The sequence below is a fragment of the Sphingomonas sp. PvP018 genome, assembly GCF_017876865.1.
Taxonomy (GTDB): Bacteria; Pseudomonadota; Alphaproteobacteria; order Sphingomonadales; family Sphingomonadaceae; genus Sphingomonas; species Sphingomonas aerolata.
Genome location: NZ_JAGIOU010000001.1, coordinates 1,023,936 through 1,037,500, shown reverse-complemented (window position 1 = coordinate 1,037,500; position 13,565 = coordinate 1,023,936). Strand labels below are relative to the sequence as shown.

General features: G+C 64.8%; 5 protein-coding genes, 1 tRNA gene and 2 rRNA genes (1 of these 8 only partly in view). 3 read left to right on the top strand and 5 right to left on the bottom strand.

The window, feature by feature from the left end:
- The 3 genes from J3A66_RS04310 to J3A66_RS04300 all read left to right on the top strand — a co-directional run.
- Positions 1-2,396, top strand: a 23S ribosomal RNA gene (locus J3A66_RS04310); it begins 401 nt to the left of the window's first position.
- 218 nt (positions 2,397-2,614) lie between these two features.
- Positions 2,615-2,729: ribosomal RNA gene (gene rrf / locus J3A66_RS04305) — 5S ribosomal RNA — on the top strand.
- 82 nt (positions 2,730-2,811) lie between these two features.
- Positions 2,812-2,888, top strand: a tRNA-Met gene (locus J3A66_RS04300).
- A 1,018-nt stretch (positions 2,889-3,906) separates the two neighbouring features.
- On the opposite strand, the gene J3A66_RS04295 is transcribed toward J3A66_RS04300, so the two are convergent.
- The 5 genes from J3A66_RS04295 to J3A66_RS04275 all read right to left on the bottom strand — a co-directional run bounded on the left by J3A66_RS04295 (position 3,907) and on the right by J3A66_RS04275 (position 13,565).
- The gene (locus J3A66_RS04295) at positions 3,907-6,492 is read right to left on the bottom strand and encodes a cation-translocating P-type ATPase (protein ID WP_209567403.1); all 2,586 of its coding nucleotides are present in this window, start codon (positions 6,490-6,492) and stop codon (positions 3,907-3,909) included.
- Positions 6,493-7,308, bottom strand: a complete 816-nt coding sequence (locus J3A66_RS04290; RefSeq protein WP_209567401.1) for a universal stress protein — start codon at positions 7,306-7,308, stop codon at positions 6,493-6,495.
- Positions 7,309-7,705: 397 nt separating this feature from the next.
- Positions 7,706-9,817, bottom strand: a complete 2,112-nt coding sequence (locus J3A66_RS04285; RefSeq protein WP_209567399.1) for an ABC transporter ATP-binding protein — start codon at positions 9,815-9,817, stop codon at positions 7,706-7,708.
- On the bottom strand, positions 9,814-12,420 hold the full coding sequence (locus J3A66_RS04280) for a cysteine peptidase family C39 domain-containing protein (protein WP_209567397.1): 2,607 nt from the start codon (positions 12,418-12,420) through the stop codon (positions 9,814-9,816). The genes J3A66_RS04285 and J3A66_RS04280 overlap by 4 nt, the downstream gene beginning before the upstream one ends.
- On the bottom strand, positions 12,417-13,565 hold the full coding sequence (locus J3A66_RS04275; protein ID WP_209567395.1) for an HlyD family efflux transporter periplasmic adaptor subunit: 1,149 nt from the start codon (positions 13,563-13,565) through the stop codon (positions 12,417-12,419). Before J3A66_RS04275 ends, J3A66_RS04280 begins: the two co-directional genes overlap by 4 nt.

Below are 13,565 nucleotides of genomic sequence, written 5' to 3'. Positions count from 1 at the left end.
CGAGTAGGGCGGAACACGTGAAATTCTGTCTGAACATGGGGGGACCACCCTCCAAGCCTAAATACTCGTACATGACCGATAGCGAACTAGTACCGTGAGGGAAAGGTGAAAAGCACCCCGATGAGGGGAGTGAAACAGTACCTGAAACGGATTGCCTACAAGCAGTTGGAGGGCTTTTATGGCCTGACAGCGTACCTCTTGCATAATGGGTCTGTGACTTAATGTATCAAGCAAGCTTAAGCCGATAGGTGTAGGCGCAGCGAAAGCGAGTCTGAATAGGGCGCCAGAGTTTGATGTATTAGACCCGAAACCCGGCGATCTAGGCATGACCAGGATGAAGGTGCAGTAACATGCACTGGAGGTCCGAACCGATTAACGTTGAAAAGTTACCGGATGAGTTGTGTTTAGGGGTGAAAGGCCAATCAAGCCGGGAAATAGCTGGTTCTCCGCGAAAACTATTGAGGTAGTGCCTCGCACGAACACCTTAGGGGGTAGAGCACTGGATGGGCTAGGGGGTCGCGAGATCTACCAAACCTAACCAAACTCCGAATACCTAAGAGTGATATGCGGGAGACAGACGGCGGGTGCTAAGGTCCGTCGTCAAAAGGGAAACAGCCCTGACCTACAGCTAAGGCCCCCAAATCGTATCTAAGTGGGAAAGCATGTGGGACTTCCAAAACAACCAGGAGGTTGGCTTAGAAGCAGCCATCCTTTAAAGAAAGCGTAACAGCTCACTGGTCTAAACAAGAGGTCCTGCGGCGAAGATGTAACGGGGCTCAAGATACGTGCCGAAGCTTAGGGTGTGCCACTTATGTGGTACGCGGTAGCGGAGCGTTCCGTAAGCCTGTGAAGCGATCTGGTAATGGGTCGTGGAGGTATCGGAAGTGCGAATGCAGACATGAGTAGCGATAAAGAGGGTGAGATGCCCTCTCGCCGAAAGACCAAGGGTTCCTGCGCAAGGCTAATCCGCGCAGGGTGAGCCGGCCCCTAAGACGAGCCCGAAGGGGGTAGTCGATGGGAACCACGTTAATATTCGTGGGCCTGGTGGTGTGTGACGGATCATGTGTGTTGTCATCCCTTATCGGATTGGGATGGCTTCGAAATGGTTCCAGGAAATAGCCCCACCGTATAGACCGTACCCGAAACCGACACAGGTGGTCAGGTAGAGTATACCAAGGCGCTTGAGAGAAGTGTCCTGAAGGAACTCGGCAAATTGCCTCCGTACCTTCGGAAGAAGGAGGCCCTCACTATGCGCAAGCACTTTGAGGGGGCACAGGCCAGGGGGTAGCGACTGTTTAGCAAAAACACAGGGCTCTGCTAAGTCGGCTTCAAGACGACGTATAGGGCCTGACGCCTGCCCGGTGCCTGAAGGTTAAGTGGAGGGGTGCAAGCTCTGAAATGAAGCCCAGGTAAACGGCGGCCGTAACTATAACGGTCCTAAGGTAGCGAAATTCCTTGTCGGGTAAGTTCCGACCTGCACGAATGGCGTAACGACTTCCCCACTGTCTCCAGGACATGCTCAGCGAAATTGAATTCTCCGTGAAGATGCGGAGTACCCGCGGTTAGACGGAAAGACCCCGTGCACCTTTACTGCAGCTTCAGAGTGGCATTAGGAAGAAACTGTGTAGCATAGGTGGGAGGCTTTGAAGCATCGGCGCCAGCTGATGTGGAGCCATAGGTGAAATACCACCCTGTTTGTTTCTGATGTCTAACCTCGTTCCGTAAGCCGGAACAGGGACCCTCTGTGGCGGGTAGTTTGACTGGGGCGGTCGCCTCCTAAAGAGTAACGGAGGCGCGCAATGGTGGGCTCAGGACGGTCGGAAACCGTCTGTTAGAGTGCAATGGCATAAGCCCGCCTGACTGCGAGACTGACAAGTCGAGCAGAGACGAAAGTCGGTCATAGTGATCCGGTGGTCCCTCGTGGAAGGGCCATCGCTCAACGGATAAAAGGTACGCCGGGGATAACAGGCTGATAACCCCCAAGAGCTCATATCGACGGGGTTGTTTGGCACCTCGATGTCGGCTCATCACATCCTGGGGCTGGAGCAGGTCCCAAGGGTTTGGCTGTTCGCCAATTAAAGTGGTACGTGAGCTGGGTTCAGAACGTCGCGAGACAGTTTGGTCCCTATCTGCCGTGGGCGTCGAAATTTGAGAGGAGTTGACCCTAGTACGAGAGGACCGGGTTGAACATACCTCTGGTGTACCAGTCGTTCTGCCAAGAGCGCAGCTGGGTAGCTATGTATGGACGGGATAACCGCTGAAAGCATCTAAGCGGGAAGCCTCCCTCGAGATAAGATTTCATAGAGCCGTCGGAGACCACGACGTTGATAGATCGGATGTAGAAGTGCGGTAACGCATGGAGCTAACCGATACTAATTGCTCTATTCGCGCTTGAGAGTCTCACACCATCAATGACAACACTGGGGTAACCCAGCGTCAGAGACGGTGCGGATGATTAAGACGACGCCAGATCGCCAATCCCCTCGCCGTCGAGGGATTGGTCACCACACTACAAACCTTGCACGGTATCGATTTTAAAACCCTCACCCAAGCTGCAAAGCCTAAGGTGAGGGACCCAGATATCACAGTGACGCATGTCGCACCGGCTCCATTGCCTGGTGGCTATAGCGTCGGTGTCCCACCCGATCCCATTCCGAACTCGGCCGTGAAACCCGCCTGCGCCAATGGTACTATCGCTCAAGCGATGGAAGAGTAGGTCGTCGCCAGGCATTGAAGCCCGTGCGACATGCATCACACGATATCAAAACCCATTCACAATCTCATCTACCCTTACGTCCCTAACCGGACCGTCGCGGGGTGGAGCAGCCCGGTAGCTCGTCAGGCTCATAACCTGAAGGTCACAGGTTCAAATCCTGTCCCCGCAACCATCTTCATTTGCAACGCCTTTGAGGGAATCCCCGCGGAGGCTTTTTGCGTTTCCGCTCCAGCGCTTAGCTCTAGCATTGACGCAAACTCGCCGCGAAGATGGATCGTAAGTACGCCGTTTTCCGGTTTTGACACCACGGTGTCGATCAGCGAACGGATGCGCTCGAACGCCTGTGCCTTCAGCGAATCGTCCGGGAACACTGCGGTAAGCTGTTAGACCCTCTCGCGATAAAGGTGTCGGCATAGACGATGTCGATACCGCTTGCCGCCACCGCTGCCACCAGCGCCTTCACGGTCGCGGCCGCGTGCTGGTCGCGACTGCCTTGCGTTCCGCATTATGCAAGCGCGCGAGTTCGCGTACCGGCAGGCGTGCAGGCTCCAGCGCGAGATCTTGGAGCGGAGAGGGCGGCTAGGACGGTATCCTCCCCGACCGGGAACCGCCGTCAACACGTCTCCAACCTCCCCACAGAATTACGATCCATGCCGCTTGATCTTGCTCTGTTCCCCCGATCGAACACGTCGCAATCCGTTAACCAACGGTCTTCGGTGCCACCGACGTCGCCGCGTTCTTCGCGTAGCTGTGGTGTCAGAATATGCACCGGCGAGAACGACCCAAACCTGGACATTCGCGCATCCTCCCCCGCTACCCGACCTTGCACAATCGCTCATCTCCCTGATCACCACGTCCTCATGAGTATGGTGACTGGGAAGGAAACGACGACATCCGGCGTTTTCGCGAAGCGCAGACGCGAATGATCTGCTGCCGTCAGCCGACAATCCTGCCTCCCATCGCTAGATCTGATCGCATCCAAACGCCCCGTGGTCACAACTGCGTACACGGCGTTTGACCGCCGGCCCAAGCAGCCAAGCATGGTCGACTCCAGAAACTCCTAGCGATTGCAGCTTAGAGGCGCGCCACTAAGCAAAGCGATCGACCAAAAAACCCCGATGGTTCGTCTGCCCAACAGAGCAAAGGTAAACGGGCAGGCCGGCGAGGGGTTGTGCCTGAAAAAGCGTCGATCATTGCACGACAAGGGCTCGACTGGCTGGATCGCTCCGCCTGCGCGGCGTCGCCTTGCGGATCAGCGGCTTGCACGCTTCGAGTATGGCGAGCAGCCCGATGCCCATGCCGAGCGCCAGCGTCATATCGCTCCAGGCGATCAAGCCGAACTTCAGCAGCATCTGCGCACGGGGCAGAAACAGGATCAGACCTGTCACGCAGGCAATCGCTGCGACGAAATAGCGGAGTGCTGCATTGTGGCGGACCAGCGCATCGCGCATCGACGCGCTGAACGACCGGTTGACCAGGATCAGCGCGAGGATTTCGGCGATCAGCGCAAAGAAAATTAATGCGCGAAGCTCGCGCTCCGGCATCCCGGCCGCTTGCTCGACTAGAAACACTGTCGCCAGCATGGCGAAGGCAAGCCCGCCCTGGAACACGCTCCAGACAATCATCGGCATGGAGAACAGCGCCTCGGACGGCGCGCGTGGCGGGCGGCGCATGACGTCTTCCTCGTCCCGCTCGGCTTCGAACACGAGGGTGCAGACCGGATCGATCACCATTTCGAGCAGGGCGATATGGATCGGCCCGAACAGGATCGGCATGCCGAAGAACAGCGGCAGCAGCGCGAGCCCGGCGATCGGCACGTGCACCGCAAAGATGAACGCCATCGCCTTGCGGATATTGTCGTAGATCCGTCGGCCCAGCCGCACCGATTGGACGATCGCGCCGAAGTCGTCATTGATCAGTATGATCGCGGCGGCTTCGCGCGCTACGTCCGTCCCGCGCTTGCCCATCGCCACACCGATATGCGCCGCCTTGAGCGAGGGCGCGTCGTTGACGCCGTCACCCGTCATGGCGACGATCTCGCCCGCGGCCCTGAATGCGTCGACGATGCGCAGCTTCTGCTCGGGCATTATCCGCGCGAACACCGTCACAGCTGGCAGCTGTGACGCGAGCTGGGCATCGTCGAGCGTCGTGAGGTCCGCGCCGGTCAGGACCTCGCCCTCGGCGATTCCCGCCTGCCGCGCGATCGAGCGCGCGGTCGCGGCATAATCGCCGGTGATCATCACGACACGAATTCCTGCGCGACGACACTCGGCGACCGCACCCGGAACACTGGCGCGGATCGGATCGGCCAGTCCGACCAGCCCGACCAATTGATAGCGATAGCCGTGCTGCGTTTGCGCCCAGTCGCGATCCGGCGGTGCCGCGCTCGCGACAGCGAGGACGCGAATGCCGCGCACCGCCATGGCGTCGACCGCGGCGGTCATCGCTGCGTGCTGATCGGGAGAGAGATCGCACAGGCTGGCGATTGCTTCGGGCGCGCCCTTTGCCGCAATGCACGGCGCATCGCCGTCGTCCCACACGTTTGACATCGCCAGCAATTCAGGCCGCAGCGCGTAAGTGTGCACTATCGTCCCATGAGGCGACGACGACGCTGCCACCGTAGACCACGCGTCCTGCAGCGCAATTTCCATCGGATCACTCGGCTCCATTGCGCTGGCGTGCGCGGCGGTAGCGAGCAGCGCGTGATAGGCGGGCGTCACCTGCGTGTCCCCCGCGAGCACGAGCGTGGCTGTAGAGGGCAACCAAAGCTCGGCGACCGACATGCGGTTTTCGGTCAGCGTGCCCGTCTTGTCGGTGCACAGGACCGTGGCCGATCCCAGCGTCTCGATCGCGGCCGCGCGGCGGGTGAGCACGCCGAGCTTGCCGATCCGCCACGCTCCCATCGCCAGAAACACCGTCAGGACGACGGGAAACTCCTCCGGCAGCATCGCCATGCCGATCGCTATCCCGGCCAGCAGCGCCTCGATCCAGCCGCCGCGCAGCAGCCCGAACAACAAAACGACCAGTAGCGCGACAGCGCCGCCGCCGATCCCGCACCAGGTCACGATCCGGGTCGTCTCGCGGCGCAAACGCGGTGCCTCGGTCTCCAGCCTCGCCAGCGACTGGCCGATCCATCCCACCTCGGTGCGTGGCCCGATCGCGAGAACGCGTGCAAGCCCATTGCCGCGTGTGACGAGCGAGCCCGAATAGACGAAGGGCTGGCCTTCGCCACCGGGACGGCGGGGCTCCGCGACGGCGGCACCCGCGGCCGGGAGCTTGCCCACGGGCAGCGATTCGCCTGTGAGGAGCGACTCGTCGGTCTGGAGATCGTCGGCGTCGAACAGCAGCGCATCGGCGGCGATCCGGTCCCCCTGTTCGAGCACGAGGATATCGCCACACACCACCTCGCGCGCGGCGATGTGCTGCCGCGCACCATCGCGGACGACCTGCGCACGCGGTGCGGAGAGATCGCGTAGCGCATCGAGCACATGTTCGGTGCGGCTTTCCTGGACCACCGTCACAACGATCGAAAACGTCGCGAAGGCCAGCAGGATCAGCGCTTCGGCAAGATCGCCGAGCAGCATATAGGCGACACCGCCGGCGAGCAGCAGCGCCAGCATCGGCTCGCGCAGCACGTCCAGCGCGAGCCGCAAGACTGACCGCCGGTCGGCGCGCGGCAATTCGTTGGGGCCGTCGCGTAAAAGCCGTTCGGCGGCGACCGCGCTGGACAGTCCGCTGCGATCGGCATCGACGGACAGCGTGGCCGTGCCGGGCATTCAGTGCGCCATGAGAACGGGCAAACGCGGATCGTCGATCAGACTGCGCGTGACGCCGCTGAGCACGATCTCGCGCATCCGTGAATGCGCAAAGCCGCCGACAACGAGAAGGTCGGCACCGCGATCGAGCGCGAAGCTGGTCAGCCGATCCTGCGCTTTCCCGCTCCGGTCGAGCGCATGCCCCTCGACGTCGAAACCGTGGCGATGCAACAGCGCGAGGACCGGTTCGAGCGCGGTTTCCGGCTGATCGGCCAGACCGTGTTTAATCGCAACGACATCGATCCGCGCACCGGGCGCGGCGAGCCGGACGAGATTCTGCAAGGCGCGCATCGCAGTCGGCCCGGGCTTCCAGCCGAGCACGGCGTGACCGACGTTGCGGATCGAGCGGCCCGGCGGCAGCAGCAACAAGGGCGTGCCCGAGGCCATTAATACGGTCTCGATTGTCCGGCGGCGGAGCCAATCGATCGACCAGGACTCGTGCGGACCGATCATGACGAGATCCGCGAGAGGCGCGCTGGCGCGGACGTCGCCGGGGATCCACCCGACATCGTCGCATTGCGACACGATCTCCGCTTGGCTGTCGGGCGGCAGGAGCGCGCGCAGGCTGCTGGCATGGTCGCGGACCAGTTGCCGAAGTTCGCTGGACAATGTGTACACCGTGCCGAACGGGGCAAGATTAGGCGACAGCATGGGTGCCGCGGTTAGGACATCGAAGATCATATGCGCCTGCCGCTGGTCGGCTAAGCCAAGGACCGCGTCGATAAAGCTGCTACCGCGGACGGGGCCCTCCACGATTGCGAGAATTGTCTTGATCATGGCCACCTCGTTGGATCGGGCCAGTTTAGGTCAAGGATCATGGGCTAGATTTACGTAGTTTACGCAGAGGCAAGCCGCGACGCTTTGCGATCTTCTCGGCCAGTCACGCCTCACGCGCTTCGGCGTAGAGGCCGCTCTCGTCGGAAAAGAGCGGTCGCGCGCGTTGGCCAGTCTACTGGACGAAGTAAGCGAGCATTGACCGATATGTGTACCAACGACCTGGATACAAATATTTCGAATGGCATCTAAGGCATCAGGTGCCTAGAACCACAGACAGGTTACTCCCAAGCGGCTTGTAAAAGTCTGGCTTCCACAGAATTCTGTCCGAGATCTGACGATACCCTGAGGCTCCAATCGACGCGCTGAGCGCGACGCTGACATAGTCGAATATGCGCGGTCATCGATGCGTGATGACGACCAGGGCCTGCGACCGGCCGATCGCCGCGGCGAGGCATTGACCAAGACGCTGTGGATCCAGCGACGCGAAGCTCTCGTCGAGAATCGTGAGCGATGCGCGCTGCAGCAACGCACGCGCGAGAAAGATGCGGCTCCGCTCGCCATGCGACAACTGCCAGCCGGTCTCGCCCACCTGTTGCTCGATCCCGCCCGGCATCCGCGACAGCAGATCCCCCAGACCAAGCTCCTCGCATAGTTCCGTCGCATCGGCGAGATCGGCGGACGTGGGTGGCCAGCTGCGCGCCATCAGCAGGTTAAAGGCGAGCGATCCCGACAGGATGTGGTTGTCGTGAAACTGCGGCGCGGCGGCGGCCAGACGGTGCCAGGCGTCGCCCCGCGTCGCCTTGTCGAGCCCGTCGAGCAGCAGCAGGCCCGATGTCGGCGTCTCCAGTCCGGTCAGCAATGCTGCCAGCGTGGACTTTCCGCCGCCCGATGCGCCGTCGAGCAGGATCTTCTCACCGTGCCTGATCGTCAGGTTCGCGCGATCGACGACTCGGCGATCGGCACCGGGATAGCGAAACATAAGTCCCTCGGCCTCGATCACCGGGCGGTCCTCGTCTGCAATACCGTCGGTTCGCCGGGTCACGGTGACCTCTCCGCCGCGCGCCGCGGCAAAGAGATCGCGCACCCGCCACCAGGCGATCGCAGCGCGTGCGAGCCCAGCCGAACCGCCGGCGATCCCGCCGAAAGCGCGCTGGCCGAGAAGCAGCCCGCCGAGGCTTATTGCCAGCGTCACGGGCGACGGCACCGGTTGTCCCGCGAAGGCCGGGACGAGGGCGGCGATGCCCGCCAGCAGCCAGATCGATGGCAGCGCGGTGATGCCGACAATGCTCGCGCCATCCATCGCCGCCGATGTCGTGAGATAGCGCTGCACCACCGCGTCGTCCTGCGCGTCCCGGCGCGCAGCGCGGTCCTGGGCCAACCGGGTCCGATGTCCGACCATCGCCTCGATAAGCGCGTTGGTCATGTCCAGACGCTCCCCCGACCACTGACGCATCCGCACGAAATACCGCCAGCCAAGCAACCCGGTCAGCACGACCCAGCCGACCAGCAGGGTCAGATGCGCGGCCGGCGCTGCGCCATGGGCGAGGACCCATGCAGTGAAGACGAGTTCGATCCCCGCGAGCAGCACCCCGATACCACCGTTGAAGGTGAGCGCCTCGAGCGCCTGCGCCTCGATCACGCGACCGATCATCTGGCCGACACCGCTGCGCTTGATCGCGTCGGGTCGCAACGCGAGCGCGCCGGCGAGCAGCCGCGCCTTCATGATCCGTCCGAGGTCGACCGCGAGGCTCGCCTCGCACCACGCGCTCGCGGTCTGCGCAACGACGGCGGTGAGCAGGATCACCATCCAGCCGAGCAGCCAGCCGGAATCGACCTTGCCCGCCAGAACGCCTTCGCCGATCACCCGCCACCCTGCGATCTCCAGCACGTAGAGTGCGACGAACGCCGCAACGATCAGCGCGAGCGTGCGCAGGCTGCCGTCCAGCCGCATCTGCCGCCAGACCGGTGCGGAGGCCGGCGCGCGGAGCAGGCTGATTCCGCCGATCCGTTCGGCCTGCAGCCGTTCGTGGAGCAGCGCGGCCGCGGCGCGCGGACGACGCTGTGGCTGGATCATGGCGCGATCGAGCAGTTCATCGACCGCCGCGCGGTGTTCTGCGGCGACCGGCTCGACGAGGCGATCGCGCAGCGTCGCGATCGGTACGCGGCGACGGTGCGCATGCCGATCGAGCAGCAGCACGCCGCCGCGTCGCCGGCCGGCGAGCGCAAAGAAACCCGGGCTTTCCGCCGTGTCATCCAGCAGGATCGCGGGCCCGCCGCTTGCCAGCACGGCGTCGATCGCGGAGGCCGGTGTCTCGACTTCGACCACCTCCACTCCCAGCCGCGCCGCCGCCCATTCTGTCCACCTTGGCACGTCCTCGAGCGCGAAGGCGGCGGGAACGACCAGCGGATCGGTCGGCGGGTCGCGGATCAGCCCGGCATCTAGCGCCAGCGCCTCGATCGCCTCGCCGAGCCGGGCAAGCGGCCACCAATGGGGGGCGAGATCGGTCATGATGCGGGTTCCACGACCAGGCCATCGACCATCGTCAGTTGCCGCCACGCCGCGCCCTCGCGCAGCGCATCCTGCACCGCTGTTTCCGCGTCGAGCAGGTCGCGGTAGCGCGACGGGGCCGCGGCAAGCACCGCCGGTGCACCGTCCTCGACTAGCCGCCCGTCCTCGATCACGAGGACCCGATCGAACGCCTGCGTTTCCGCGAGATCATGGGTGACGCACAGCAGCGTCGTCTCGGCCCACCATACGCGTGCTTCGGCGAGCAGCGTCTCACGCTGACCACGATCGAGCCCGCGAAATGGCTCGTCGAGCAGCACCAGCCTGGGATCGGCGACCATCAGCGCTCGCCCCAACCGGACGCGCTGTCCCTCGCCGCCCGACAGCAGTCCGCCGCCTTCGCCGAGCATCGTCTGCAGTCCTTCGGGCAGGGCGCGCGCGATCCCGCGCAGCCGCGCCGCCGCCATCACGGGCCCGACCTGACCGATCGCGTCGTCGGTCGCGGCGTAGAGCAGGTTGTCGAGCAGCGAGCAGTTCCACAGCTGGATCGCCGGATCGACCCAGGCCGTCGTCGCGCGCAACGCCACCGCGCAGAGCGGTGCCCCATCGATCGTGACAGTTCCTGCCGCAGGCACATGCCAGCCGAGCAGGACGCCCAGCAGCGTCGACTTGCCCGCCCCCGACGTGCCGACGATCGCGACATGCTCGCCTGGCGCGATGCGGACGCTGAGCCCGGTCAGGATCGGATGCCCGCCCGCGACGACATCGACCGCATCGAACGCGATCGCGGCAGGACCCTCGCCGGTCGGCGCCGGGCCGGCGATCGGCTCTTCCCGGGCATCGAGCGGCTCGACGAGGCGGAGCAGGACGTTGCGCTGGCCCGGATAGCTTTGTGCGAGCCCGGCAAGCCGCGATCCCAGGCCCGGAAGCTTCAGCGCCCAGAACACCAGCAACAGGTCCGCACCGCCGACACCGCGCCCGCGCGACAGATGGCTCGCGACCAGCGCCGCCGCCGCCAAAGTGCCGATCAAAGCCTGAGCGCCGTCCGCCGTAACCGCGGTGCGCGCGAGACTGCGCATCGCATGCGCCCATTCGACCAGCAGCCCCTCGTGCTGGCGCGCCACCGCGCGCTGCGCGCCGTGCGCGCGGATCGGAGCGAGGCCGAGGATCGCGTCCAGATAAAAGCCGTGGAGCGCGCCTGCGTGATTGCGGACACGTAAGTCGCGTTCGTTGAGTACCGGCTGGATCACGAGCGGCATCGCGATCGTCAGCAGCGCGACGCCAATTGCGGCAAGGCCGCTGTCCGGGGCGATCAGCGCAATCGCGAGCGCGGTCAGGGCGAGTTCGAACACGGTCTCGACGAAGCGCAGACCGATGCCGGGGACACTGCGGATCCCATTGATATTGTGGCTCCGGTCCGCCATGTCGCTGATCGGTCGGCTTTGGAAATAGCGATCGGCCAGCCGCGGCAGCTTTGCGAGTAGCGCTATCCGCAGCCGCACTTCCAGCATCCGTCCCATCCGCAGCGCCGCAGATCCCGTCGCCAGTTCGATCGTGATCAACACCGCGATGAACACGAGCAGCGCGACTCCAGCGGTCAGCCGGTCCAGCCCCATCGGCAGCCGCTGCGCGACGTCGATCAGGCCGCGGAACAGCAGCGCCTCGAGCATCAGCGCGCCCGCCGCGAGCGCCGTGGCGAACATCAGTGCTACCGGCGCGACCAGGCCGTCGGCGCGCAGCATCGCAACCAGGGTCCGGAGCGGCGTGGCGGGCGGCTCGGCGAGCGCGGCGGCGAGTTCGGGCGGAAGATCGGCGACGGGCGCGGCGGCGGTGTGCCTGCCGGCGATGGTCACCAGCACCGCCCCGCGCACCACCGCGTCGTCCCCGGCGGGGACCGCGCTCCAATAGGTTTCGGGGATCGCCGTGAACGGATCGGCCGCAGCGCGATCGGCGAGCGCCCCGATCAGTCGTGCGGCATCCGATCCGGGCGGCAGCGCGCGCGCGTCGACCAGCGCCGTCACCAGCCGTATTGCTGCATCCAGCGCGGCGGCGTGCTGCCAGTCCGCAGCAGTGACGGTAGCGAGCAGCCGATCCGCCGTTCCGCCCGCGACGCCGATCGCGGCAAGGCGTTCGCGCCACGCCGTCGCTGCCTCCGCCGAGCGTGCCCATCCGTGCCAGGCCGCCGCGGGGACGCGCGTGCCATGCCGGTAGATCGTGGCGCGGAACGTCGCCTCGCGCAGCCAGCGTCGTCCGATTGCCGGGTCCATCACCTGCACCCAGCCGCGAACGCGCCGCCACAGCACGACGAAATGCGTCGCCTCATCGGCATGGCGGACCACGACGATCGCGGGCAGCGTTGTGCTGGCGAGCATCACATGGTCGGCGGGAACCAGCACCTGCTCCGCCGCCAGGCCGAGATGATTGGCGACGGCTTCGATCGTGTCGATCGACGTGCCGTCGACGCTGGTCTGGCATGCCTCGCGCAGCCGTCCGTAGCTGACCGGGATACCATGCCCCTCGAGCAGGCACTTGAGTGCCGCCGGGCCGCAATCCATGCTCGATGTCTGGACGACTTCGGGGGCGAGCCATCGCCGCGGACTGCTCATCGCAGCGCCCCGCCTGCGGTCCGCATCAGCAACCGCGCGGGCGAGACATGCTCGACCGCGACCTCGACCGACCCCGCAAGTCCGTGCGCCAGCGCGACGCCGCGGATGGCGCCGCGTGCCGCGGACAGCTCGACCCGCATCCGGCCGTCGCGCAACTCGCCGGCCACACGCTCGACCCGTGCCGGCACGACGCCATATTCGGTCCAGGGATACCCCGCGAGGCGAAGCGTCGCGCGCTGACCCGGACGGATCCGACCCAGTCCGTTTGCCGGATCGAACGCCGCAACAACGATCAGGTCGCCCGCAGGGAGGATCGTCGCGAGTCGCTGACCTGCCATGATGATCGCGCCTGGGGCGACCGCCTGGACATCCGCGACGATCCCCGACACCGGCGCGCGAACCACGCGACCGGCAATGTCGATACGCAGTTGCGTGGCAAGCGCCGCGGTCGATGCCTGGTCGTCGGCCAGGGCGAGGCGCATGCGTTCGAGCTCCTCGCGGCGCGCACTGTTCCGGCCGCCGCGGGACTGGGCCTCGGTTGCGATGCGACGTGCATCCTCGGCGAGTGCATCGCGCGCAGCAGCGGCACGGCGCGCATCGGCGCGGGCGCGGATGGCGTCCGCCTGCGACACGCCACCCGCCTCGCTATCCTCGAAGTGGCGTCGCGCGATGTCCGTGGCAAGACGCCAAGCTGCATCGGCTTCGGTCGCGCGCGCGTGCGCCGCGCGTGTTGCCGCCGCCGCGCTCGATCGATCCGCGCCGTCGGCATCCTCAAGCAGCGCCATCTCACGGTCGAACGACGCCAGACGTCGCGGATAGTCGCGCAATCGCCGCTCCGCCTCAGCGAGCCGGAGCCGCTGGGTTCCGGCATCAAGCGCGACCAGCACGTCCCCGGCCGTCACACGGCGCCCGATCGCGAGCCGCGTCGCGATCATCCGCCCAGATTGCGCGGGTGACACGGCTCTCGGGGCACTGCCGACCTCGAGCCGCGCACTGGTCGACACCTCGTACAGCGTCACCGACGCCAGCGTGAACCACAGCAGCCAGATCGCGAGCAGGGCTGCTGCGACGGCAAGCGCGAATAGTGCCAGGCGCGGCGTCTCGCGAGCCAGCGCGTTATGCGTCCGGGCGAATGGCGTGGCCAT